Source organism: Arthrobacter sp. Dra40, from assembly GCF_059091905.1.
In genome coordinates, this window is record NZ_JBNHHB010000076.1 from 1 (window position 1) to 23343 (window position 23343).

The 23343-nt window shown below is 67.0% G+C and carries 23 protein-coding genes; 19 read left to right on the forward strand and 4 right to left on the reverse strand.

Annotated elements, in window-relative coordinates:
* Window positions 1-167 precede the first annotated feature (167 nt).
* The 4 genes from rpmI (at window position 168) to AC5RWT_RS22260 (ending at window position 3140) form a co-directional block, all read left to right on the forward strand.
* Window positions 168-362 (forward strand): 50S ribosomal protein L35, encoded by a 195-nt coding sequence (rpmI, locus tag AC5RWT_RS22245; RefSeq protein WP_127511693.1) that lies wholly within the window; start codon window positions 168-170, stop codon window positions 360-362.
* A gap of 117 nt (window positions 363-479) precedes the next feature.
* Window positions 480-1151 carry a 50S ribosomal protein L20, sunset domain variant gene (gene rplT, locus AC5RWT_RS22250; protein ID WP_494082046.1) on the forward strand — a complete coding sequence of 224 codons (672 nt, stop codon included), beginning with the start codon at window positions 480-482 and terminating at the stop codon, window positions 1149-1151.
* Between the two features lie 44 nt (window positions 1152-1195).
* Window positions 1196-2116, forward strand: a complete 921-nt coding sequence (locus tag AC5RWT_RS22255) for a TrmH family RNA methyltransferase (RefSeq protein ID WP_494082047.1) — start codon at window positions 1196-1198, stop codon at window positions 2114-2116.
* A gap of 112 nt (window positions 2117-2228) precedes the next feature.
* Complete coding sequence (locus AC5RWT_RS22260) at window positions 2229-3140, forward strand: cation diffusion facilitator family transporter (RefSeq protein WP_494082048.1); 912 nt, start codon at window positions 2229-2231, stop codon at window positions 3138-3140.
* A gap of 90 nt (window positions 3141-3230) precedes the next feature.
* Here the strand turns inward: AC5RWT_RS22260 and AC5RWT_RS22265 are convergent, their stop codons facing one another.
* Window positions 3231-4436 (reverse strand): MFS transporter, encoded by a 1206-nt coding sequence (locus AC5RWT_RS22265; protein ID WP_494082049.1) that lies wholly within the window; start codon window positions 4434-4436, stop codon window positions 3231-3233.
* Between the two features lie 229 nt (window positions 4437-4665).
* On the opposite strand from AC5RWT_RS22265, the gene AC5RWT_RS22270 reads away from it, so the two are divergent.
* Complete coding sequence (locus AC5RWT_RS22270) at window positions 4666-5109, forward strand: (deoxy)nucleoside triphosphate pyrophosphohydrolase (protein ID WP_494082050.1); 444 nt, start codon at window positions 4666-4668, stop codon at window positions 5107-5109.
* A 47-nt stretch (window positions 5110-5156) separates the two neighbouring features.
* Here the strand turns inward: AC5RWT_RS22270 and AC5RWT_RS22275 are convergent, their stop codons facing one another.
* Together AC5RWT_RS22275 and AC5RWT_RS22280 are read right to left on the reverse strand one after the other, a co-directional pair.
* A complete protein-coding gene (locus AC5RWT_RS22275) occupies window positions 5157-6221 on the reverse strand; it encodes an Rv2578c family radical SAM protein (RefSeq protein ID WP_494082051.1) in 1065 nt (354 codons plus the stop codon).
* Window positions 6222-6329: 108 nt separating this feature from the next.
* Window positions 6330-6782 carry a hypothetical protein gene (locus AC5RWT_RS22280; RefSeq protein ID WP_494082052.1) on the reverse strand — a complete coding sequence of 151 codons (453 nt, stop codon included), beginning with the start codon at window positions 6780-6782 and terminating at the stop codon, window positions 6330-6332.
* A 108-nt stretch (window positions 6783-6890) separates the two neighbouring features.
* On the opposite strand from AC5RWT_RS22280, the gene pheS reads away from it, so the two are divergent.
* From pheS to AC5RWT_RS22295, 3 genes are all read left to right on the forward strand, one after another.
* Window positions 6891-7961 carry a phenylalanine--tRNA ligase subunit alpha gene (gene pheS, locus AC5RWT_RS22285; RefSeq protein ID WP_494082053.1) on the forward strand — a complete coding sequence of 357 codons (1071 nt, stop codon included), beginning with the start codon at window positions 6891-6893 and terminating at the stop codon, window positions 7959-7961.
* A 4-nt stretch (window positions 7962-7965) separates the two neighbouring features.
* Complete coding sequence (gene pheT, locus AC5RWT_RS22290; RefSeq protein WP_494082054.1) at window positions 7966-10509, forward strand: phenylalanine--tRNA ligase subunit beta; 2544 nt, start codon at window positions 7966-7968, stop codon at window positions 10507-10509.
* Between the two features lie 83 nt (window positions 10510-10592).
* Window positions 10593-11303, forward strand: a complete 711-nt coding sequence (locus AC5RWT_RS22295) for a 4'-phosphopantetheinyl transferase family protein (protein ID WP_494082055.1) — start codon at window positions 10593-10595, stop codon at window positions 11301-11303.
* Between the two features lie 17 nt (window positions 11304-11320).
* Here AC5RWT_RS22295 and AC5RWT_RS22300 read toward each other — a convergent pair whose 3' ends face one another.
* Window positions 11321-12286, reverse strand: a complete 966-nt coding sequence (locus AC5RWT_RS22300) for a quinone oxidoreductase family protein (RefSeq protein ID WP_494082056.1) — start codon at window positions 12284-12286, stop codon at window positions 11321-11323.
* Window positions 12287-12466: 180 nt separating this feature from the next.
* On the opposite strand from AC5RWT_RS22300, the gene argC reads away from it, so the two are divergent.
* The 11 genes from argC to AC5RWT_RS22355 all read left to right on the forward strand — a co-directional run.
* On the forward strand, window positions 12467-13498 hold the full coding sequence (gene argC / locus AC5RWT_RS22305) for an N-acetyl-gamma-glutamyl-phosphate reductase (protein ID WP_494082057.1): 1032 nt from the start codon (window positions 12467-12469) through the stop codon (window positions 13496-13498).
* Window positions 13495-14646 carry a bifunctional glutamate N-acetyltransferase/amino-acid acetyltransferase ArgJ gene (gene argJ, locus AC5RWT_RS22310; protein ID WP_494082058.1) on the forward strand — a complete coding sequence of 384 codons (1152 nt, stop codon included), beginning with the start codon at window positions 13495-13497 and terminating at the stop codon, window positions 14644-14646. Before argC ends, argJ begins: the two co-directional genes overlap by 4 nt.
* A 9-nt stretch (window positions 14647-14655) precedes the next feature.
* A complete protein-coding gene (gene argB / locus AC5RWT_RS22315; RefSeq protein ID WP_494082059.1) occupies window positions 14656-15564 on the forward strand; it encodes an acetylglutamate kinase in 909 nt (302 codons plus the stop codon).
* The gene (locus AC5RWT_RS22320; RefSeq protein WP_494082060.1) at window positions 15561-16847 is read left to right on the forward strand and encodes an acetylornithine transaminase; all 1287 of its coding nucleotides are present in this window, start codon (window positions 15561-15563) and stop codon (window positions 16845-16847) included. The genes argB and AC5RWT_RS22320 overlap by 4 nt, the downstream gene beginning before the upstream one ends.
* Window positions 16844-17803, forward strand: coding sequence for an ornithine carbamoyltransferase (gene argF / locus AC5RWT_RS22325; protein ID WP_494082061.1), 960 nt, complete (start codon window positions 16844-16846; stop codon window positions 17801-17803). The genes AC5RWT_RS22320 and argF overlap by 4 nt, the downstream gene beginning before the upstream one ends.
* Window positions 17804-17808: 5 nt before the next feature.
* The gene (locus tag AC5RWT_RS22330; RefSeq protein ID WP_494082066.1) at window positions 17809-18324 is read left to right on the forward strand and encodes an arginine repressor; all 516 of its coding nucleotides are present in this window, start codon (window positions 17809-17811) and stop codon (window positions 18322-18324) included.
* A gap of 132 nt (window positions 18325-18456) precedes the next feature.
* Window positions 18457-19908: an argininosuccinate lyase gene (gene argH / locus AC5RWT_RS22335; RefSeq protein WP_494082062.1), complete on the forward strand. Its 1452-nt coding sequence runs from the start codon at window positions 18457-18459 to the stop codon at window positions 19906-19908.
* Between the two features lie 100 nt (window positions 19909-20008).
* Window positions 20009-21013: an SRPBCC domain-containing protein gene (locus AC5RWT_RS22340; protein WP_494082063.1), complete on the forward strand. Its 1005-nt coding sequence runs from the start codon at window positions 20009-20011 to the stop codon at window positions 21011-21013.
* Window positions 21013-21642, forward strand: a complete 630-nt coding sequence (locus AC5RWT_RS22345) for a DNA-3-methyladenine glycosylase (RefSeq protein WP_494082064.1) — start codon at window positions 21013-21015, stop codon at window positions 21640-21642. The genes AC5RWT_RS22340 and AC5RWT_RS22345 overlap by 1 nt, the downstream gene beginning before the upstream one ends.
* 42 nt (window positions 21643-21684) lie before the next feature.
* The gene (locus AC5RWT_RS22350) at window positions 21685-22191 is read left to right on the forward strand and encodes an adenine phosphoribosyltransferase (RefSeq protein ID WP_494082067.1); all 507 of its coding nucleotides are present in this window, start codon (window positions 21685-21687) and stop codon (window positions 22189-22191) included.
* A 122-nt stretch (window positions 22192-22313) separates the two neighbouring features.
* Window positions 22314-23343, forward strand: a 1030-nt coding sequence (locus AC5RWT_RS22355) for a HelD family protein (RefSeq protein WP_494082065.1), incomplete at its 3' end; no start/stop codon positions are given.

Sequence of the window (23343 nt, forward strand, 5' to 3'; positions counted from 1 at the left end):
GGTCAGGTTCCAAGAACTAAGACCGAACAGAGAGCATCCGGCATCCTGCCGGGCACTTCCCTTGTGCCCGGCGCCGGTAGACAAGTAAACCGCCGGTGCCCGATTGCGGCACCGCACGAGCCGACGGTCGGCAGCGACCTGAGGAAGACGTAAGGAGAACGGCAGCCATGCCGAAGCAGAAGACCCACAGCGGTGCCAAGAAGCGCTTCAAGCTCACCGGCAGCGGCAAGCTCAAGCGCCAGCAAGCCAACCGCCGCCATTACCTGGAGCACAAGCCTTCAACGCTGACCCGCCGTCTTGCCGGCGACAAGATCGTTGCTCCGGCCGATGTGCGCAACATCAAGAAGATGCTCGGCATCTAACTTTTCTCCCTCCGGTCTGCGTGGTGATGCCGCAAGGACCAATCAGCTAGTTTTGCCCCGGCCGCCGATCGCGGCGGCCTCACCAGCGGGCACCAAATCATCAAAAGGAGTACGCACGTGGCACGTGTGAAGCGGGCGGTTAACGCCCACAAGAAGCGCAGGGTCATCCTGGAACGGGCTGCCGGATACCGCGGCCAGCGGTCCCGCCTGTACCGCAAGGCAAAAGAACAGCTGCTGCACTCGTTTGTGTACAGCTACGGCGACCGCCGCAAGCGCAAGGGCGATTTCCGCCGCCTGTGGATCCAGCGCATCAACGCTGCCTCGCGCGCCAACGGCCTGACCTACAACCGCCTCATCCAGGGTCTGAAGGCTGCCGAGGTCCAGGTGGACCGCCGCATGCTGGCTGAGCTGGCTGTGTCTGACGCTGGCGCCTTCGCCGCGCTGGTTCAGGTGGCCAAGGACGCACTGCCGGCCGACACTTCTGCTCCCGCCGAGCGCCCCGCCGCTGCTGCCAAGCCGGCTGCCGCTGCCAAGGCAGCTCCGGCTGCCAAGGCTGCCGCTCCCGCCGCTGAGGCCGGCGAAGTTGCTGGTGCCGTGAAGGCCGTCGACGGCGAGGACGCTCCGGCTGGCTACAGCATCAAGGGCAACCAGTCCAAGAAGTACCACGTCCCCGGCTCCACCTGGTACGAAAACACCACTCCGGTGTACTGGTTCGAGTCCGTCGAGGCAGCCAAGGCCGCCGGATTCGAGCCTGCCGGCGGCGAAGCCCGCCAGAAGATCGCCGAGTAACACCGGATGCATTAACGGCCATCTGGCGACGTTATAGTCGCTGTATGAGCACTACCGGGCGCCCGCAAGCGATCATGTCCAACCCCCGAGCCGATCGGGTCAAGGATGTGGCCAAGCTTGGCGGGCGCTCGGTCCGTTTAAAGCGCCGCCAGTTCCTTGCTGAAGGCCCACAGGCTGTCCGCGAAGCCCTGTCCGCCCACCGCGCTCACCGTGGAGCGGAAAGCAACGGTGTTGTCGCCGAAGTCTTCGCGACCGAGGCTTGCCTTGACCGGGCGCCTGATCTGATCGACCTGGCCGACGGTGTTCCCTTGCGGTTGGCCACCGACGCGGTCCTTGCGGCAATGGCGGACACCGTCAACCCGCAGGGGATCGTCGCCGTCTGCCACTACGTGGACCGGCCGCTGAACGAGGTGCTGCAGGCCAAGCCCTCACTGCTGGCCGTCATGGTCCGGGTGCAGGATCCCGGCAATGCCGGCACCATCCTCCGCGCGGCTGATTCGGCCGGGGCGGACGCCGTTGTCCTGACCAGCTCCAGCGTGGACATCTACAACCCCAAGGCCGTGCGCTCCACGGCCGGTTCCCTCTTCCACCTACCAGTGGTCACCGGACACGATTTCGTGGATCTTGCCGCCGCTCTGCGCGCCGCCGGCTTGAGCATGCTGGCAGCTGATGGCTACGGGGCCATCGACCTGGACGATCTGCAGGACCGCAGTGCGCTTGCCCGGCTGGGGGAGGGGGCCACCGCGAACGACGGCTCCGCCGGCCTTCCGGATTTAGCGGCGCCAACTGCCTGGCTTTTCGGCAACGAAGCCCAGGGGTTGTCGTCGGAGGAGTTGGCTGCCGCGGCGCACCGGGTTGCGGTACCGGTCTATGGGCAGGCTGAGAGCCTGAATGTTGGTACGGCCGCCACGGTCTGCCTGTATGCCTCGGCAAGGTCGCAGCGACGAAGCGGCGCGGCACAGTAACAACTCCCGTCGGCAGGTCGGTTACTGCAGGTCGGCCTCTCCCGGTGGGTTCGGGCGCAAGGTACGGTAAGAACCGCGGGCGCCCTCGAGCGGCCCAACCGGGAGGGCAACGATGGCAGCAGGCGGCGGAACCAAAGCGATCGTAGCGGCCTTGGCCGCCAACCTGACGATTGCCGCGCTGAAGTTTGTCGCGTACTTCCTGACACGGTCGTCTTCCATGCTGGCCGAGGCCATCCACTCGGTAGCGGATTCCGGCAACCAGGTTTTGTTGCTGGTGGGAGGCAAGCGGGCAGCACGCCAAGCGAGCCCCAGCCATCCGTTTGGGTACGGCAGGGACCGCTATATCTACGCGTTCATCGTCTCCATCGTGCTCTTCAGCCTAGGTGGCCTGTTCGCGTTGTACGAGGCGTACCACAAGTGGCAGGATCCCCATCCCATCGAGGGTTTCTGGTGGTGGGTGCCGCTGGCAGTGCTCGTTGGAGCGATCATGGCCGAATCATTTTCGCTGCGGACTGCCGTCCGTGAGTCCAACCCCAGCCGGGGCACCACTGGCTGGGTAGACTTCGTGCGCCGGTCAAAGTCGCCCGAACTTCCGGTGATCCTGCTCGAAGACGTTGGAGCGCTCCTGGGGCTGGTATTCGCCCTGTTCGGCGTCAGTCTGACCCTGCTGACCGGCAACGGGCTGTGGGACGCGGCCGGCACCGCGATGATCGGTTTGCTGCTGGTGGCCATCGCCGTGGTGCTCGCCGTTGAGACGAAATCGTTGCTGTTGGGCGAATCCGCCACGCGCGAGCACATCCGGCTCATCGAGGAAGCCATCACCGGCGGCCACGAAACACAGATCATTCACCTCAAGACGATGCATCTGGGCCCCGAGGAACTCCTCGTGGCGGCCAAGATCAGCGTGGGGCGCAGCGATTCGGGCCAGGAAATCGCGCGCTTGATCGACGCAGCCGAGAGCCGCATCCGCGAGGCGGTGCCGATCGCCACTGCGATTTATCTGGAACCGGATATCTATCGATAAGAGTCCGTTCACCGCACAGCCGGCCACGCTTGATCGATGCCGCAGGCGGAAGCGACGGGTGCCCGTCCGGCTTCCGGCAGACAGGGCGCCTCAGGAAATGCTGTGCCGCTTCTCGACGGCCCCGCTGACGGCGGCGATCGCCAGTCCCAAAGCCGCCAGGCCGGCGCCGACCAGAGCCGGGGCTGCGAAGCCCCAGCCCCAGGAGATCACGAGCCCGCCCAGGAAGGCGCCCAACGCGTTGGCCAGGTTGAGGGCCGAATGGTTCAAGGAAGCGGCCAGGGTCTGGGCGTCGGGGGATGCGTCCATCAGGCGGGTCTGCAGCGCGGGAATCAAGCTGGACCCCGCCACCCCCAGGAGGAAGACCAGCGGAACCGCCAGCAATGCCACGGAGGACGCGGCCCAAAAGAGGACCAGAACGACGACGATGGCCGTCATGACCTGGTAGATGGTGCCCATCACGGACCTGTCCGCCAACCGCCCCCCAATGAACGTGCCCACGACCATGCCCAGGCCGTAGAGCCCGACGATCAGCGGAAGGGCCGCCGGGGCCAGGCCGGTCACTTCCGTCATGGTGGGGCTGATGTAGGAATAGACAGCGAAGAATCCGCCGAAACCGACCACGCCGATCAACAGGGCCAGCCACACCTGGATCCGGGTCAAGGCGCGGAGCTCGCGCCTGATACCGGCTTCTTCGTGCGCCGGGCTGAACGGGACGAGGCGTTGGATCATCAGCACGGTGACAACGCCAACGATGCCGACGGCCACGAACATCAGCCGCCAGCCGTAGTGCTGGCCCAGCCAGGTCACCAAGGGGACACCGACGACGTTGGCCACGGAGAGGCCCAGCATCACCATGGCAACCGCCTGGGCCCGCCGGGTGGGGGACACCAGCGATGCCGCAAGAACCGCGGCCACGCCAAAGTAGGCGCCGTGCGGAAGGCCGGAAATGAACCGGGTGACCAGCATGGTGCCATAATCCGGCGCGAGGACGGACGAGAGGTTACCCAGCGTGAACAGGACCATTAATCCCAGCACCATGTGCTTGTGCGGCAACCGGGCTCCGAGGCCGGCCAACAGGGGCGCCCCGACGACAACGCCCAGCGCATACGCAGAGATCAGGTGTCCGCTCTCCGGGATGCTGATGTCCAGGCCCTGGGCAACGTTTTGGAGCAGGCCCATGATGGCGAATTCAGTGGTGCCGATGCCGAACCCGCCCATGGCCAGTGCCACGATGGCCCAGACCGTCCTGCGGGTATCGGTCTGCGTCCTTGTGGTTGCCAGGGCTGATGGATTCATCTGTCGTCGGCTTTCGTTTGGGTGGCATCGGATGCGCTGAAGGGGAGTGGCCGCGCCGTTGCGGCGGGAGCGGCGGGATGCCGATGGCTGCTGAAATGCACCGGCAGTTACTGTACGGCAACACAACAGCGCCGTGTCCAATTCCGGCCTCAGCTTCGGATGTGGACTCCGGCACAGTCCTGTCCGGGCCTGCGGGCGTGAACCACCACCGGACCGTAGACTGGTCGGCGTGCAACAGAGCCTGAAACAAATTGTCGGTGCAGCGATCCTGGACAACCGCGCAGCACCCCGTGAATTTCTCGCCGCCAGGCGCACCGCGCCGGCGGCGTTGGCTGGCCTGTGGGAGTTTCCCGGCGGCAAAGTGGAGCCGGGGGAGAAGTGCGAGGACGCACTTCGCCGCGAAATCCGCGAGGAGCTTGGGGTCGGGATTGAGCTCGGCGATGAGGTGGCCGGTCCGCACGAGCAGGGCTGGTTGTTGAATGAAACGGCCGCCATGCGGGTGTGGTGTGCGTACGTTACCGACGGCACGCCGGAGCCGCTTGAGGACCACGACGAACTGCGGTGGATCGCGCTGGAAGAATCCGAAGCAACGGGATTGCCTTGGATCCCGGCCGACTTCCCGATCGTCAAGGCTGTCATAGGGGCAGCCAGGGCAGTTCGCCGTCCTGCCTGACGGGTTCCCCGCCGCGTCCACCCGTCTCACAAGGCCGTCCATTGCGTTCAGAACAACGTCGCTTGCCCACCCTCACGGAGCGCGGCCGCGGACGGTCGTCCCGTCGGTTCGCCGGCGGGGGTTTCTGCCCGTTGCGCGGCGTCGATGTCGCGCAGGCGTGCCGCATCCTGCAAGCCGTGCCGCCGTTTGGCCACGCCCACGCGTGCGGCCAGCCAGCGCCGGTAATCCTTGGCGGCATAAGTCCCGCCGTCGTACAGGCGCCGGTACCGGCCGACCAGGTGCGGATATTCTTTGGCCAGCCACTGCATGTACCATTCCCTGGCTCCAGGGCGCAGGTGCAGCGCCCCTGCCGTGAAGCGGGTGGACCCGGCGGCAGCGACGGCGGCACAAAGGCCGTCGAGCGCTTCCTCGGAATCCGTCAGCCAGGGCAGGATCGGCATGGCCATGACTGAACAGGGCAGGCCGGCGTCGTTGAGCTTGGCAATCAGATCCAGCCGGGCCCGCGGCGTCGGCGTTCCGGGTTCCACGCGGTGGGCCAGCTCGGCATCGGTCATGGCCAGGGAGATGCCCATGCCGACGCTGACGTCCTTGGCAGCGTCGCGCAACAGCGGCAGGTCGCGCGCCAGCAGGGTCCCTTTGGTGAGGATCGAAAACGGCGTTCCCGAATCCGCCAAAGCCTTGATGATCTCCGGCATGAGCTTGTATCGGCCTTCGGCGCGCTGGTAGGGGTCAGTGTTGGTGCCCATGGCCACCTGTTCCCGCTTCCACGACGGCTTGGCGAGTTCGCGGCGCAGCACCTCGCCGGCGTTAATCTTCATTACCAGCTGGCTGTCGAAGTCCAGCCCCGTATCCAGGCCGAGATAACTGTGCGTTTTCCGTGCGAAGCAATAGGAGCAGGCGTGCGAGCAGCCCCTGTAAGGATTGATGGTCCATGCAAAGGGCATCGCCGACTGGCTGGGAACCCTGCTGAGCACGGACTTGGCCAGCACCTCGTGAAAGGTAATTCCCGCAAACTCCGGTGTCTGCACACTGCGAACGAGGTTGCTGAGCTTCGCCAGGCCCGGCAAGGCAGCGGGAGCCTCGGCGGTGACTAATTGTCCATCCCAGCGCATGCATTCATTAGAACACACATTCGATCAAGGGTGGGGCTGCGAGGTCGAGAACTTTTGACCAGCACCCCCGGGAGGAGTCGCCGGTGTTGCGGTCGCCCGAAGCAGGAATCACGGCAGGTGGGGGTCGGATGGAGCGGAGCGTCCTGGTCCCCGCCGCACTGATGCCTCCAGGTAACCGCCCGCCCGCAGTCCGGCCCGCCGTTCGAAGAAGTTCCGGGATGCCGGATCGCCGGTCCGCCACAGCGACCATACCGCCGCGCAGGCGTACAGGGGCAGGAACGGCAGGCCGAGGCAGAGCGCATATTGGGAGCTGTGGCGGGACTCATGGTCCAGCAGTACTGGATTCCGGGCCAGCACTTCGGCACCGTCACGGAGAATCACCACGTTGCCTACGGTAAAGGCGGATGCCCGCGGCAGCGGAAGCCGAAAGCCCCGGGCCAGGATCAAGCCCTTCGGACCCCGGGCGAGACTGCAGCGGACCGCGGCCGCCAGGCCCAGTCCGAGCAGGGTTGAGCCATTGAGCAGGTTGCAGCCGGCACGCAGCTTCTCCAACGGGGTCACCGGGCCATCGTAAGCGTTTCGAGGCCGTGCCTGACCGTGAACTAGACTGGTCTGGTTGCCCGCACGCGGGCAGAAACCCTTTAACCTATTCCGAGGTCCCAACAGCATATGTCTGACGTGACACCCCCAGCCCAGGAGCTGCCCGTGCCCAGCCCGCTCGATGAAGCGGCGGTCTCCGCCGCCGTCGAGCAGGCATTGATGGCATTCAAGGCAGCGTCAGACCTGGACGGGCTTAAGACTGCCCGGCTCGCCCACACCGGCGAGAAATCTCCCCTGAGTTTGGCCAACCGGCAGATCGGCAAACTGGCCAAAGAAGACAAAGCAGCTGCCGGCAAGATCATCGGCCCGGCCCGGGGACGGATTAACCAGGCGCTCTCTGCCCGCACCGCAGAGCTGGAAGCCGAACGGGAAGCGCAGATCCTCGTGGAGGAAGCCGTGGATGTGACCGCGGCTCCGCGCCGCCGTCGTGCCGGTGCCCGGCATCCGCTCTCCATACTGCAGGAACGCGTCAGCGATATCTTCGTGGGCATGGGCTGGGAGATCGCCGAGGGACCCGAGGTGGAATCCGAGTGGTTCAACTTCGACGCCCTGAACTTTAAGCCGGACCACCCGGCTCGGGAGATGCAGGACACCTTCTTCGTGGAGCCGCCGGAGGCCCACCTGGTGCTGCGCACCCATACCTCCCCGGTACAGGTCCGCTCCATGCTGGAACGGGACCTGCCGGTCTACGTGCTGTGCCCGGGCCGGACCTTCCGCACGGATGAACTGGACGCCACCCACACTCCGGTCTTCCACCAGTTCGAAGGCCTGGCCGTGGACAAGGGGCTCACGATGGCCGACCTGCGCGGCACGCTGGAGCACTTCTCCCGGCAGATGTTCGGTGCCGAAGCGAAGATCCGCCTGCGTCCGGCCTACTTCCCGTTCACCGAGCCTTCCGCCGAGATGGACATCTGGCACCCCGGTGCCAAGGGCGGCCCCCGTTGGATCGAGTGGGGCGGCTGCGGCATGGTCAATCCCAACGTGCTGCGCGCTGCCGGCATCGATCCTGAGGAGTATTCCGGTTTCGCCTTCGGCATGGGCATCGAGCGCACCCTCATGTTCCGCAACGACGTCCCGGACATGCACGACATGATTGAAGGCGACGTCCGCTTCAGCCAGCACTTCGGGATGGAGATCTAAACTTATGCGTATTCCCCTTTCCTGGCTGCGCGAGTACGCGCAGGTTCCCGCGGACGCTACCGCCGAGGATGTAATGGCCGACCTCGTCAAGGTCGGGCTTGAAGAAGAGGACGTGCACCGACCGTCCGATTCGGTCTCCGGGCCGATCGTGGTGGGCCAGGTCCTCGATGTGGTCAAGGAGCCGCAGACGAACGGCAAGACCATCAACTGGTGCCAGGTCCGGGTGGTGCCGGAAGGCGCCGGGCAGCCGCTCACCGGCGACGGAATCGATCCGTCCGGCGTGCAGGGCATTGTCTGCGGCGCCCACAACTTCGAGGCCGGCGACAAGGTCGTCGTGACGCTGCCGGGCGCCGTGCTGCCCGGAGACTTCCGGATCACCCCGCGCAAAACCTACGGGCACACCTCCGCCGGGATGATCGCCTCCGCCCGAGAACTCGGCATCGGTGAGGACCACGACGGGATCATCGTGCTTTCCCGGCTGGGCCTCGACCCCGACGTCGGTACTGACGCAATGGAACTGCTCGGCCTGACCGACGAGGCAGCCGAGATTAACGTAACGCCCGACCGCGGCTACTGCTTCTCCATCCGCGGTGTGGCCCGCGAATATGCGCTCGCCACCGGCACCGCGTTCACCGACCCGGCCGGGCAGGTCGAGGTGCCCGAAGCCGCCGGCGAGGGTTACCCCGTCCGGCTCGAAGACCAGGCTCCGGTCTACGGCAAGCCCGGCTGCGACCGCTTCGTGGCCCGCACGGTCCGTGGGGTCGATCCGTCCCGCCCGACGCCCCAGTGGATGGCGTCCCGGCTGCGCTTGGCCGGTATGCGCTCCATCTCGCTGGTGGTGGACATCTCCAACTACGTAATGCTGGAACTGGGCCAGCCGCTGCACTTCTACGACGCGGCCAAGCTTCAGGGCCCCATAGTGGTACGCCGGGCGCATCCGGGGGAGACCCTGGTGACGCTGGACGGCAAGGAGCGCAAGCTCTCCACCGAAGACCTGCTGATTACCGACGACCGCGGCGCCATCGGCCTGGCCGGTGTGATGGGCGGTGCCGAGACCGAAGTGGGAGACGGCACCTCCACCGTGCTGATCGAGTCCGCGCACTTTGACGACGTCTCCATGGGCCGAACCCGCCGCCGCCACAAGCTGCCTTCGGAGGCATCCAAGCGGAACGAGCGCGGAGTGGACTGGGAGATCGCGGACGAAGCCGCGCAGCGTGCCGTGGACCTGCTCGTTGAACTCGCCGGCGGCACCGCCGATACGGCGGCAACTGACGTTGGGGAGCGGCCCGAACCGGTGGTCATCGACCTGCCCGAAGGTTTCGCCTGCCGCCTGATCGGAGTCGAGTACACCGCCGGGCAAATCGAATCCGCCTTGACCGGCGTCGGCGCTTCCTTCGAGCATTACGACGGCGGACTGCAAGTCACGGCGCCCAGCTGGCGTCCGGACCTGGCCATCAAGGAAGACCTGGTCGAGGAGATCGCTCGGCTGGTCGGCTACGACCGGATTCCGGCCACCCTGCCGGTGGCGCCGCCCGGACGTGGCCTCACCCGCGGCCAGCAGCTGCGCCGCCGCGTGCTGCAAACACTGGCCGATGCCGGCCTGACCGAGGTGCTTAGCTACCCGTTTGTTTCCACGGAGCAAAACCGAACCTTCGGCACTCCCGAGGCCGGGTCCGAAGTTTCCGCGATTAAGCTGGCAAATCCGATTTCCGCGGAATTCGGATACCTGCGCACCAGCCTGTTGCCGAACCTGCTGGAGACCGCACGCCGCAACCATTCCCGCGGCTTCCGGGACCTCGCCCTGTATGAAGGCGGCCTGGTGTTCCTGCCCGGCGACAAGACCGGGTCCCCGGTCCTGCCGCCGCTGGGCGCCAAGCCCTCGGAGGAAGTGCTTGAGGAACTGCAGGCAGGCATCCCCGACCAGCCGTGGCACGTGGCAGCAGTCCTGACCGGGCACGAGGCAGCACCCGGCGCCGGATTCACCCCGCGCGCCTGGGAATGGTCCGACGCCCTGGACACTGCCCTGGCCGTCGGCGACATCCTCGGCGTCGAACTGGTGGTCGCCCAGGGCGAGCACCAGGCCTTCCACCCTGGCCGCACCGCGCAGCTGTCCTTGCGCACCGGCGAGGTGGTCGGCTACGCCGGCGAGCTGCATCCGAAGCTGCTCCAGGACTGGGACCTGCCCGCGCGCACCGCAGCCATGGAACTGAACGGCGAGGCACTCTTCGAGGCCGCCGCGGACGTAATCGTGGCGAAGCATCTGTCCACCTTCCCCGTCTCCACCCAAGACGTCGCACTGGTGGTGGATTCCACGGTTCCTGCCGAAGCAGTCCGCGAGGCGCTGCGGGAAGGCGCCGGCGAGCTGCTGGAAGACGTGGCGCTGTTCGATGTTTATGCAGGCAGCGGGATTGAGCCCGGCAAGAAATCGCTGGCCTTTGGGCTCCGGTTCCGTGCGGCGGACCGCACGCTGACCGCCGACGAAGCTTCGGCGGCCCGGGCACAAGCCGTGGACCTCGCCGCAGCCCGCTGCGGCGCAGTCCAGCGCTGACCGGCGACCGAGGTGAATAACGACGGCGGGTCCCTCCGACGCAGGCGGAGCTCCGCCGTCGTGGGGGAAGGGGAAAGGAACGCATGAAAGCCCAGGTGATACTGCAGCTGGTACAGCTGCAGGAAGGGTTTGCTGCCGCTACCGAGGCAGGCCGGCGTCCCAGCGTCCGGGCACGCACCCGCGAAGCAGTCCGCCTGCTGGCGGCGCAGGAACTGAACGTCGACGCCGACCGGATGGTGCTGTCGTTCGACTGCCGCAACTGCCAGCGGGGCAACGACGGCCGGCACGGCCAGCCGCAGCTGTTGCTGGACGGCGTCCCGGCGCCCGCCCGCCTCAGCTATGCCCGTTCGGGAAACTGGCTGCTGGCCGCGCTCTCGTTCCGCCCCGTGCTGCTCGGCGTCGACCTCGAGGACGCCGGGGCCGGCGCGTTCCGGCCCGAGGACAATATCGACGCCGTCATGCTCACCGAATCCGAGCGGCCGCTGGTGGAACATGCGGCCGACCCGAGCCGCCTGCGGGCCAGGCTGTGGACCAGGAAAGAGGCTGTGCTGAAGTCCACCGGCCATGGACTGCGGCTGTCGCCGGACACGATTGGCGTCGCAAGTGCCGATGGTGGGCCACAGCTGTCAGGCTGGCCGGGGGAGGCAGGGCACCGTCCGGGACTGCAACTGCTGGACCTTGAGCTGGCGGAGGCCGGCGGAGAAGTTCCGCCCGGCCTGACCGCGGCCCTGGCGGTCGGAGGGTCGGCCGCACCGAAGATCATTTTCCGGGAGACCGCTCCAGCCCTCGGCTGACCCCCTTCCCGAGGCCGTCACGGAACCAGGAGCAGCTTGCCGGTGGTGCGGCGGGCCTGCAGATCCTCGTGGGCCTGCGCTGCCGCGGCCAGGGGGTACTTCCGGCCGATCCGAATGTCCAAACGGCCGGACAGTACGGCGTCGAACAGTTCGCTGGACCGCCAGCGCCGTTCCTGCGGCGTCAGCAGGTGGTCGTCCAGCTTGGGTCGAGTGACGAACAGCGATCCGCCTTGGTTGAGCCGCTGCAGGTCGAACGGCGGCACCTGGCCCGAGGCGCCGCCGAAAAGCACCAGCATGCCGCGGGTCCGCAGGCTCGCCAGCGAGCCGTCGAAGGTGTCCTTGCCAACTCCGTCGTACACCACGTCCGCTCCCGTGCCGCCGGTCAGGTCCCGCACCCGCCGGGCGAACCCTTCATACCGGAGCACTTCGTCCGCCCCGGCGCTGCGGGCCAGTTCCTCCTTTTCGTCGGTGGACACAGTGGTTATCACCCGGGCACCCTTGTCCTTGAGCAACTGGGTCAGGATCAGGCCGACGCCGCCGGCACCGGCGTGGGTGAGCACCGTCTGCCCGGGCTGGACCTTGAAGCTGGAGTTGACCAGGTAATGTGCCGTCATGCCCTGCAGCGGGATGGCCGCCGCGACGTCGTCGTCCACGCCCTCCGGAACCGGAAGCGCCGCATCCGCGGAGACCACGGTGTAGTCGGCATAGGTACGTTCGCCTTCGGCAAAGGCGACGCGGTCTCCGGGCTTGAACCCTGTGACGCCGTCGCCGATGGCCTCCACCGTGCCGGCGGCCTCCGAGCCGGGCGTATAGGGGAACGCGACGTTGTACACGCCGCTGCGCTCGTAGGTCTCGACGAAGTTCACTCCAACTGCTGCCACCTTGACCAGCAGTTGGCCCGGGCCGGGCTCCGGGATCTCAACCTCCTGCAGTTGCAGTACTTCCGGGCCGCCGGGAGCGGCAGCGACGATCGCCTTGGCCATTGAGGGTCTCCTTTACACAGAGGGACAGTTGATGCCGGCTGACCTGCCGCGGCGGACCGGCCGGCTCCGAACCCATCGTAGGCGTTCAGGTGCCTCGTTCCGCAGTTCCGGTGGGAGTGTCAGGCCCTGCGGTGCATAAATATCCTGACTCATGAATACTTTTGCTGTAAGCTGTGCGTCATGACAATTAAGGTTGCGGTGTCCGGTGCCAGCGGCTACGCAGGTGGCGAGGTTCTCCGCCTGCTGGTCGGCCACCCCGAGGTCTCCATCGGAGCGATCACCGCGCACAGCAATGCCGGATCGCGGCTGGGTGAACTGCAGCCGCACCTGCACTCATTGGCGGACAAAGTCCTGGTGGACACCACGGTGGAGAATTTGTCCGGGCACGATGTGGTGTTCCTGGCCTTGCCGCACGGCGCCAGCGCCGCCATCGCCGCCGCGCTGCCGGAGGATACGTTGGTCGTGGATGCCGGCGCGGACCACCGGCTGGTGGATCCGTTGGCGTGGGAGAAGTTCTACGGCACGTCCCACGCCGGCAGCTGGCCCTACGGACTTCCCGAACTGCCTGGTCACCGGGAAAAGCTGCAGGGCGCCCGCCGGATCGCCGTCCCGGGCTGCTATCCCACCAGTTCGCTGCTGGCGCTGACGCCCGGATTCGCCGCCGGATTGCTCGAGCCCGAGGATGTGGTGATAGTCGCTGCCTCCGGGACCTCCGGTGCGGGCAAGTCCGCCAAGGTGCACCTGATCGGGTCTGAAGTGATGGGCGGCATGAGCCCGTACGGCGTCGGCGGCGGCCACCGGCACACCCCGGAAATTGAACAGGGTCTCTCGGCGGCTGCGGGCCAGTCGGTCAAGATCTCCTTCACGCCCACTCTGGCGCCGATGAGCCGCGGTATCCTGACCACGGCTACTGCCCGCGTCAAGCCCGGTACCAATGCCGGCCAATTGCGCCGTGCGTGGGAGGCCGCCTACATTGACGAGCCCTTCGTGCACCTGCTGCCCGCGGACCAATGGCCGCACACCAAGGCCGTCCAGGGCAGCAATCATGCCGTCCTGCAGCTGGCTTTCGATGAGCACGCAGGCCGGGTTGTCGTCAGCTGCGCCATTGACAACCTCACCAAGGGAACAGGCGGCGGCGCTATCCAGTCCATGAACATTGCCCTCGGCCTCGACGAGACCGCCGGCCTGACCCAGCAGGGGATTGCACCGTGAGCGTTACCGCACCGAAAGGATTCCGCGCCGCCGGCGCGACTGCCGGCCTCAAAGCCTCGGGGAAACCTGATGTTGCACTGGTGGTCAACGACGGACCCCGGCGCGCGGCGGCGGGCGTCTTCACCTCCAACCGCGTGGCTGCGGCCCCGGTCCACTGGTCGCGGCAGGTGCTCACCGATGGCCGGGCCGACGCAGTCGTGCTCAACTCCGGCGGTGCCAACGCGTGCACCGGTGCCGAGGGCTTCCAGAACACCCATGCCACCGCCGAGAAAACGGCCGATCTGCTCGGTATCTCGGCAGGCGATGTGGTGGTGTGCTCCACCGGGCTGATCGGTGAGCAGCTGCCGATGGACAAGCTGCTGCCCGGTGTTGAAGCCGCCGCACAGGCCTTGTCCAACGACGGCGGCGCCGACGCGGCCGAAGCCATCATGACCACCGATTCCGTGTCCAAGCAGGCCCTGTTCTCCGGGGGCGGCTACAGCATCGGCGGCATGGCCAAGGGCGCCGGCATGCTCGCGCCCGGCCTGGCCACCATGCTGGTGGTCATCACCACCGATGCCGAACTGGCCCCGCCTCAGCTGCAGGCGGCGCTGCGCGAGGCGGCCCGCTTGACCTTCGACCGGACCGATTCTGACGGCTGCATGTCCACCAACGACACGGTGGTGCTGCTGGCCTCGGGCGCCTCAGCGGTCGTCCCCGCACTGGAAGATTTCACGGCTGCCCTCACCGGCGTGTGCGCGGACCTGGCCCGGCAGCTGATTACCGATGCCGAGGGCGCCAGCCATGACATCGCGGTCACCACGATCAACGCCGCGTCCGAGCGGGATGCGGAAACGGTCAGCCGCGCAGTGGCCCGCTCCAACTTGTTCAAGACGGCTATCTTCGGCAACGACCCGAACTGGGGCCGCGTGTTGTCAGCCGTGGGCACGACCGACGCCGTATTCGAGCCGGACCAGCTCAACGTCAGCATGAACGGCGTGCAGGTGTGCCGCAACGGCGGAGTGGGAGAGTCCCGCGAGCTGGTGGACTTGAGCGGCCGCGACGTGGCCGTGGTGATAGACCTGAAAGCCGGCACCGAAAGCGCCACCATCTGGACCAACGACCTCACGCACGAGTACGTGCATGAGAACTCCGCCTACTCCAGCTGAGGATCGATAATGAACACAATGCTGATGGCCCAGGACAAGGCCGCCACGCTGATCGAAGCCCTGCCTTGGATCCAGCGGTTCGCCGGGACCACGATGGTGATCAAGTACGGCGGCAACGCCATGGTCAATGACGAACTGCGGCAGGCGTTCGCCGAGGACATCGTCTTCCTCCATCACGCCGGCATCAGACCGGTGGTCGTCCACGGTGGCGGTCCGCAGATCAATGCCATGCTCTCCCGGCTGGGCATCGAATCCGAATTCAAGGGCGGTCTTCGCGTCACCACCCCCGAAGCGATGGACGTGGTCCGCATGGTGCTTACCGGACAGGTGGGCCGGGAACTGGTCGGCCTGATTAATTCGCACGGGCCGTACGCCGTGGGCCTCTCGGGTGAAGACGGCGGGCTGCTGCAGGCAGTGCGCACGGGCACCGTGGTGGACGGCGAAGAGGTCGACCTGGGCCTGGTCGGCGAAGTGGTGGGCGTCAATCCGTCCGCCATCCTGGACCTGCTTGATGCTGGACGGATTCCGGTCATCTCCACCGTGGCCCCGGAAATCGGCGGCAACGGCGAAGGCACGAACCAAGTGCTCAATGTCAACGCGGATACCGCGGCCGCTGCCGTCGCCGATGCCCTGCACGCCTCGCGCCTGGTCATCCTCACCGACGTGGAGGGGCTGTTTGCCAACTGGCCGGACAAGTCCTCATTGATATCGTCGCTGACGGCCGGGGAGCTGCGCCAGCTGCTGCCTCAGCTGCAGTCCGGCATGATTCCCAAGATGGAAGCCTGCCTGAAAGCGGTCGACGGGGGAGTGGAGCGGGCCGCCGTCGTCGACGGCCGGATGGCGCACTCCATCCTGCTGGAAATATTCACTGCTGCCGGCATCGGCACCCAAATTGTTCCGGATGGGGAAGAAGCATGAATACTGCCGATCCAGTGTCCACGGCGGACCTGCTCGCCGGCCTGGAAAACCTGGACAGCCAGCAGCTGCTTCAACGGTACCGCGAGTCGCTGATGGGCGTTTTCGGAACCCCGCAGCGTGTCCTGGTCCGCGGCCAGGGCTGCACGGTCTGGGACGCCGACGGCAGGGAATACCTTGACCTGCTCGGCGGAATTGCGGTGAACGCCCTGGGCCACGCGGACGGGTTCCTGACCGGCATCGTGTCCAGCCAACTGTCCACCCTCGGCCATGTCTCGAACTTCTTTACCAGCCCGGCACAGATCGCGCTGGCCGAACGGTTGCTGCAGCTCGCCGGCGCCCCCGCGGGATCCAAGGTGTTCTTCACCAACTCCGGCACTGAAGCCAACGAAGCGGCGTTCAAACTCGCCCGCCGGAACTCCAGTCCCTCGCGCACCAAGATCCTTGCCCTCGAAGGGGCGTTTCACGGCCGCACCATGGGCGCCCTGGCGCTGACGGCCAAGCAGGCCTACCGCGAACCCTTCGAGCCGATGCCCGGCGGTGTGGTCCATCTTCCCTTCGGCGACGAGGAGGCCTTGCGCGCCGCCGTCGACGAGACGGTGGCCGCCGTCGTGCTGGAACCGATCCAGGGCGAAGTGGGCGTCCGGCCGCTGCCGGAAGGCTATCTGAAGGCTGCCCGTGAGGCCACAGCGGCCGCAGGAGCACTGCTGATCCTGGACGAGGTGCAGACCGGCGTGGGCCGCACCGGCAACTGGTTCGCGTTCCAGGGCAACGTGGCCGGGGGTGAGCAGATCCTGCCCGACGCCATGACCTTGGCCAAGGGCCTGGGCAGTGGACTGCCCATCGGGGCGCTCATCACCTTCGGCGAAACAGCCTCCGGGCTTCTGACGGCGGGCCAGCACGGCACCACGTTCGGCGGCAACCCGGTGGCGACGGCGGCGGGGCTGGCAACGCTGTATGCCATCGAGTCCCGCGGGCTGCTGGGTCATGTAACCGGGCTCGGGGAGCACCTGCGTCGGGACCTTGCCGCCGTGGAGCACGTTGCCGAGGTCCGCGGCGAGGGTTTCCTCATCGGAATCGACCTGGACGCCGATATTGCCGCTGCCGCCGTGGCAGCAGCTTTGGAGGCCGGCTTCATCATCAACAATCCCGGTCCGCGCACGCTGCGGCTGGCCCCGCCGCTGATCCTGACCGCCGAAGACGCGGCCCGGTTCACTGCCGCCCTGCCGGACATTCTGACCACCGCGGCTGCCCGGGCCGCTGCACCCAGCAAGGACGCCTCATGATCCGCCATTTCCTCAAGGACACCGACCTCAGCCCGGCCGAGCAGGCCGAAGTCCTGCGGCTGGCAGCCGACATGAAGCAGTCCCCCTACCGGTACCAGCCGTACGCCGGCGACGGGGCGGGCCGCAAGACCGTGGCCGTGGTTTTCGACAAGACCTCCACACGCACCAGGGTCTCCTTCGCCGCCGGCATCGCCGACCTGGGCGGCGTGCCGCTGATCATCAACCCCGGCGAGTCCCAGCTGGGACACAAGGAGTCCGTCGCGGACACCATCAAGGTGCTGGAGCGGATGGTCTCCACCGTCGTCTGGCGGACCTTCGCCCACTCGGGGCTGGAGGAGATGGCAGCGATTTCCCGCATCCCGGTGATCAATTCACTCTCCGACGACTATCATCCGTGCCAGTTGCTGGCGGACCTGTTGACCGTGCAGGAGCACAAGGGCAAGCTCGCCGGGCTGACCATGACCTACCTTGGCGACGCAGCCAACAACATGGCCAACTCGTACCTGCTCGCGGGAGCGACGGCGGGCATGCACGTGCGCATCGCCGGACCGGCCGGCTACCTGCCGACGGACGCCGTCGTGGCGGAGGCCGAAGCTCGGGCCGCCAAGACCGGCGGATCGGTACGGATTACCACCGACGCGGCGCAAGCGCTCGCGGGCGCCGATGTCATCGCCACGGATACCTGGGTCTCGATGGGGCAGGAAGACGAGAAAGCCCAGCGGCTGGAACTGTTCCAGGACTACGCCGTGGATGAGGCAGCGCTGAAACTGGCGGCCGACGACGCCATCGTGCTGCACTGCCTGCCGGCGTACCGCGGCTACGAAATCGCTGCCGAAGTCATCGACGGTCCGCAATCGGTGGTGTGGGACGAGGCGGAAAACCGGCTGCACGCGCAAAAGGCGCTGATGGCGTGGCTTATGGACAAGTCGTCGCTGGCTCCTTTGGCCCGGGCCTGAAGGCCATGACGACGATGCCCGCCACCAAGACCGCCCGCCAGGCCAAGATCACCGCAATCCTTACCGGCGAGTCCGTGCGCTCACAGGCCGAACTCGCAGCCCGGCTGGCGGACGAGGGGGTCCAAGTCACGCAGGCCACGCTCTCCCGGGACCTGGTGGAACTGGGCGCCGTGCGGGTGCGCGGCCATGACGGCGGGCTGATTTATGCCGTGCCCAGCGAAGGCGGTGAGCGCACGCCGCAGAGCGGCGTCACGCAGGAAATCCTGGACGCCCGGCTGGCCCGCCTCTGCGCCGACCTGCTGGTCACCGCCGAAGCCTCGGCCAACCTGGTGGTCCTGCGGACACCGCCGGGAGCAGCCAATTTTCTGGCGCTGGCCATCGATCACTCGGTCATGCCGTCGGTGCTGGGCACCATTGCGGGCGACGACACCGTCCTGCTGGTGACACGGGACCCTGCAGGCGGCGCCGATCTGGCCGCCCGGTTCCTGCAGTTTGCCGATGAATCCTCCCGCAACGCCTGAATCCAATAACCTAGCCTCAGCAGCAGCTGCGGCAGCCGGCTCGTCAGCCGGCGCAACGAGCCAACCACCGCCGGCCGGCACGGCAGAGCGCGGAACCGTCACCAGGGCAACCTGGCGGAAAGGGAACATAACGTGACGCAGGAACCGAACAGTACCGGAGCCGGGCACACCAACGAAGGCGCCCTGTGGGGTGGCCGCTTTGCCGGTGGCCCTGCCGATGCCTTGGCCGCGCTGAGCAAGTCGACGCACTTCGACTGGCGCCTGGCACGCTACGACATCGCCGGTTCCCGCGCTCACGCCAAGGTGCTGCACAAGGCCGGCCTGCTGGACGACACGGAGCTGGAGGGCATGCTTGCTGCGCTGGACCAGCTCGACGACGACGTGCAGTCCGGCGCCTACGTGGCCACCGAGTCGGACGAGGACGTGCACGGTTCCCTCGAGCGCGGGCTGATCGAACGGGCGGGCACCCAGCTGGGCGGCAAACTCCGCGCCGGACGTTCCCGCAACGACCAGATTGCGACGTTGGGGCGGATGTACCTGCGCGACCACGCCCGGATCATCGCCCGCGGCGTGCTGGCGACCATTGACGCGCTGCTGGCGCAGGCCCGCCGGCATCCAGAGGCCGCCATGCCCGGCCGCACACACCTGCAGCACGCCCAGCCGGTCCTGCTGTCCCATCATCTGCTGGCCCACGCCTGGGCCCTGCTGCGCGACGTGCAGCGGCTGGCGGACTGGGACAAGCGGGCGGCTGTCTCTCCCTACGGCTCCGGTGCCTTGGCCGGCTCCTCTCTTGGCCTGGACCCCAATGCCGTGGCAGCCGACCTCGGATTCGACTCCGCGGTGTGGAACTCGATCGATGGAACCGCCTCCCGGGATGTCTTTGCCGAGTTCAGCTGGGTGGCGGCCATGATCGGCGTCGACCTGTCGCGCATCTCGGAGGAAGTCATCCTCTGGGCCACCAAGGAATTTTCCTTCGTGACGCTGGATGATGCCTATTCCACGGGCTCCTCGATCATGCCGCAGAAGAAGAACCCGGACGTGGCGGAACTGGCCCGCGGCAAAGCCGGCCGGCTGATCGGGGACCTGACCGGCCTCTTGGCCACTTTGAAGGGCCTGCCGCTGGCCTACAACCGCGACCTGCAGGAAGACAAGGAACCGGTCTTCGACGCCGCGGATACCTTGGAACTGTTGCTGCCGGCAGTTGCCGGAATGGTTGACACCCTGGTCTTCCACACGGCCCGGCTGGAAGCGCTGGCGCCGCAGGGTTTCGCGCTGGCCACCGACATCGCCGAATGGCTGGTCCGCCAAGGCATCCCGTTCCGGGAGGCGCACGAACTTTCCGGTGCAGCAGTCAAACAGGCCGAAAGCCGCGGCGTCGAACTCTGGGACCTCACGGACGAGGAATTTGCTGCCATCTCGCCGCACTTGACTCCGGCGGTGCGTGAAGTGCTGACGGTGGAAGGATCGCTGGCCAGCCGAAGCTCGCAGGGCGGCACCGCGCCTGCCGCCGTCGCCGCCCAAATCGAGGCGCTGCAAGCGGGCTTGGAACGCGCGCGGGACTACGCATCCGGTCCCCGCCCATGAGCCCGGTGGCCCGCACGAGAGAAGTTACCGGCCGGTAGCAAATTGCTCTGCGGTAGTTTGTGAAGCGATGGGCCAAGAGCTAACGAGCCGAGGAGCGAGCATGTCGACGCTGAGCCAGGACGAGGAGAAGGTGGTCCCGGAGGGCCGGATCGAGCGTGTAGACGGGGACTACGTCCTGGCTTTTGACCGAGCGTTCGACTATCCCCGCAGCTATATCTGGAGCCTGCTGGCGGAGAAAAACAACATCGCAAAATGGCTCGGCACGCTCGACGACGACTGGAAGCTGGGCCACGCCTACGAGCTGGACCTGGGCGGGGGTATCTCCAGCGGAACGGTGTTGCAGCTCCAGCCTCCGGTCAGCCTGCAGTTCAGCTGGGAGGACGAACTCGGGCAGGAATCTGTCATCGAATGGAGGGTGCTGGAGAGCGACGGCGGTACGTTGCTTCAATTCCGTTCCCGCGCTGAAGGGCCGGAATTCCTCACCGAAGGGAGCGCGGGCTGGCAAACCATCCTGGATGCTCTGGCCGAGGTTGCGGCAGGACGGGAGCCGGACTGGGAAACCGACCGGTGGACTCCGCTGCGCGAAGCCTATTCCCGCCAGTACCAGCTCTCGCACTCGATGGGCACGGTGGCCAAGGAATCGGGTCACACCTGCCTGCGGTTCGAACGGTTGCTCGACGCCGACCGCAGCCAGGTCTGGGCAGCCCTGACGGAGCCGGATCTGCTCAGCACCTGGCTTGGGCCCGGCCGGGTGGAGCTGCAGGCCGGAGGCACCGTCGAATTCCGCTTGCCGGAGCAGACCGTGACCGGGGACGTGGAGTATGTCCTTGCGGACAGCCGGCTCGACTACACGTGGAACGCTCCGCAGGGCACCGGGACGGTCCACTGGATGCTGGAACCGGCTGACGGCAAGACCCGCCTGACCCTGGTCCACAATGTGGGGCCGGAAACAGCGCCCGGGAGCACGACGGCCAGTAGCCTGATGGCCAACTGGCATGCGCGGCTGGATTCACTGGCCACGGTTCTGGGCGGCGGCCGGGTGCACGCGTCGGCCCACCGGCTCGAAGCACTGGTGCGCTTTTACCAGCGCGCCCAGCCCGCCTAGTGGACGCAGCACTGCGGCACTGGCTGGGCCGCCCCGCCGTGGACGTGGCCCCGGGGCTGCTCGGTGCCCGGCTGACACATACGACGGCGGAGGGGACGGTAGCTGTGCGCCTCACCGAGGTGGAGGCCTACATGGGCGAGCATGATCCCGGCTCGCACGCTTTTCGCGGCCTCACGAACCGCAACAAGGTCATGTTTGGCCCGCCGGGCCACATCTACGTCTACTTCACCTACGGCATGCACCATTGCGTGAACATCGTCTGCGGCCACGAGGGGCAGGCCACCGGTGCGCTGCTGCGCGCAGGTGAAGTCACCGAAGGCCTCGATCTTGCCAGACGCCGTCGTGCCTCGGCCAAGAACGAAGCCGAATTAGCGCGCGGTCCGGCACGGCTGGCCACCGCGATGGGGCTGACCCTCGACGACAACGGCAGGGCCTTCAGCCGCGGGCAGCTGGAGCTGGCGCGGCCGCCGATCCGGGCGTCCCATCGGCACGTGCGCACCGGTCCGCGGGTGGGCGTCAGCGGCGAGGGCGGCACCGAGGCGTACCCCTGGCGCTTTTGGCTCGAAGGCGATCCCACCGTCTCGCCGTACCGGGCCGCGAAGCCGCGGCGGCGCGCCGGCAGCGGGTAGGGTAGACGGGTGAGTGAACGCCCCCGCGAATCAGTCGAAGCCATGGTTAACCGTCTTTCCCAGACGGTCCGGGACTACCCGAAGCCGGGGATCATCTTCCGGGACCTGACCCCCGTCTTTGCCGACGGCGAGGCACTGCACGCCTTGGTGCGCGCCTTGATCGACCCGTTCGAGGGCCAGTTCGATGCCGTGGCCGGTGTGGAGGCCCGCGGCTTCCTGCTGTCGGCCGCCGCGGCCTACGCCTCCGGCACCGGCGTCATCACCGTGCGCAAAAAGGGCAAACTGCCGCGCGAAACGATCTCCGAAGACTACGCGCTGGAATACGGCACGGCCACGCTGGAAATCCACGCCGATGAGCTGACGCCCGGCTCCCGGGTTCTCATTCTGGACGATGTGCTGGCCACCGGCGGGACGCTCGGCGCCGCCTGCCGACTGTTCGAACGGGCCGGCGTGCAGGTGGCCGGCTTCGGCGTGGTCCTTGAGCTTTCGGCACTGCGGGGCAGGTCGGCGTTGACCGGACACCGCATCAGGTCTCTGGTGCGTGAATAGCCGCAAAACTCCGCCCTCCGCGAAAGGGCGCGTGCCCATCCGCGGTCTCGTCCCGCAGTGCAGGAAAATTCACCGCGCCGGTAGTAGAATGGACGGTCTGCCTTTTGGGGAGGGAAACACATATGCCTGAATCGCCTTCGGCCCATGCCGAGCTTGAACTTGAGCGCACTTACGTGGCCGGGCTGTACCGCCGGCTGGAAGAGTTGCGCGCAGAAAAACAGGAGCAGTTGGCTCGCGTCCGCCGGAGCGGTGCGGTGGGCAGTATGCAGAATATTTCCGAGCGGGATGCGTTCGCCGCGATGTACGAGGACCGGCTGGCCCAGTTGAACGCCGTGGATGACCGGCTGGTGTTCGGCCGGCTCGATCTGGACGACGGCGAACGCCGCTACATCGGGCGCATCGGACTCAGCACCGCCGACCTCCAGCAGTTGATGGTGGACTGGCGGGCGCCCGAAGCCGGGGCGTTCTATCAGGCGACGGCTTTTGAACGGCTCGGTGTCCGGCGCCGCCGCCACCTGATTCTGCAAGGACATCAGGTCAAGGGAATCGAAGACGATGTGCTGGATTCGACCATGTTGGCCGACGGCGGCACGCTGCAGGGCGAAGGCGCCCTGCTGGCGGCGCTGAATTCCAAGCGGACCGGGGCGATGTCCGACATCGTCGGCACCATCCAAGCCGAACAGGACCGCATCATCAGGGCCCCGATGCCGGGGATCCTCGTGGTCCAAGGCGGTCCCGGAACGGGCAAGACCGCCGTTGCCCTGCATCGCGCGGCGTACCTGCTGTATTCGCACCGGGAACGGCTCAAGTCCGCCGGCGTGCTGCTGGTGGGACCGTCGAACTCCTTCATGAAGTACATCGAGCGCGTCCTGCCCTCGCTGGGTGAAACCGGTGTGGTCATGTCCACCCTGGGCAACCTGATGCCAGGGGTCCGGGCCGTGCCCGAACCCAGCGCCGCCGTGGCAGAGATCAAGGGCCGCCTGTCCATGGCTGACGTCGTGGCCAACGCCGTAGCCAACCGCCAGAGGCTTCCCGCGGAACCGCGCAGGCTTAATGTCGAGGGCACCATCCTGACACTGACGCCTCGTCAGGTGGCCCGGGCGCGGGATCGCGCCCGCGCCACCGGCAAACCGCACAACGTCGCCCGCGTCA

Bases quoted from the DNA above. Each gene is read 5' to 3' on its own strand.
- argF (WP_494082061.1), top strand. From the start codon at position 16,844: ATGATCCGCCATTTCCTCAAGGACACCGACCTCAGCCCGGCCGAGCAG.
- AC5RWT_RS22350 (WP_494082067.1), top strand. From the start codon at position 21,685: ATGGTTAACCGTCTTTCCCAGACGGTCCGGGACTACCCGAAGCCGGGG.
- AC5RWT_RS22340 (WP_494082063.1), top strand. From the start codon at position 20,009: ATGTCGACGCTGAGCCAGGACGAGGAGAAGGTGGTCCCGGAGGGCCGG.
- AC5RWT_RS22260 (WP_494082048.1), top strand. From the start codon at position 2,229: ATGGCAGCAGGCGGCGGAACCAAAGCGATCGTAGCGGCCTTGGCCGCC.
- argC (WP_494082057.1), top strand. From the start codon at position 12,467: ATGACAATTAAGGTTGCGGTGTCCGGTGCCAGCGGCTACGCAGGTGGC.
- rpmI (WP_127511693.1), top strand. From the start codon at position 168: ATGCCGAAGCAGAAGACCCACAGCGGTGCCAAGAAGCGCTTCAAGCTC.
- AC5RWT_RS22265 (WP_494082049.1), bottom strand. From the start codon at position 4,436: ATGAATCCATCAGCCCTGGCAACCACAAGGACGCAGACCGATACCCGC.
- AC5RWT_RS22330 (WP_494082066.1), top strand. From the start codon at position 17,809: ATGACGACGATGCCCGCCACCAAGACCGCCCGCCAGGCCAAGATCACC.
- AC5RWT_RS22320 (WP_494082060.1), top strand. From the start codon at position 15,561: ATGAATACTGCCGATCCAGTGTCCACGGCGGACCTGCTCGCCGGCCTG.
- AC5RWT_RS22300 (WP_494082056.1), bottom strand. From the start codon at position 12,286: ATGGCCAAGGCGATCGTCGCTGCCGCTCCCGGCGGCCCGGAAGTACTG.
- pheS (WP_494082053.1), top strand. From the start codon at position 6,891: ATGTCTGACGTGACACCCCCAGCCCAGGAGCTGCCCGTGCCCAGCCCG.
- AC5RWT_RS22295 (WP_494082055.1), top strand. From the start codon at position 10,593: ATGAAAGCCCAGGTGATACTGCAGCTGGTACAGCTGCAGGAAGGGTTT.
- AC5RWT_RS22255 (WP_494082047.1), top strand. From the start codon at position 1,196: ATGAGCACTACCGGGCGCCCGCAAGCGATCATGTCCAACCCCCGAGCC.
- argB (WP_494082059.1), top strand. From the start codon at position 14,656: ATGAACACAATGCTGATGGCCCAGGACAAGGCCGCCACGCTGATCGAA.
- pheT (WP_494082054.1), top strand. From the start codon at position 7,966: ATGCGTATTCCCCTTTCCTGGCTGCGCGAGTACGCGCAGGTTCCCGCG.
- AC5RWT_RS22275 (WP_494082051.1), bottom strand. From the start codon at position 6,221: ATGCGCTGGGATGGACAATTAGTCACCGCCGAGGCTCCCGCTGCCTTG.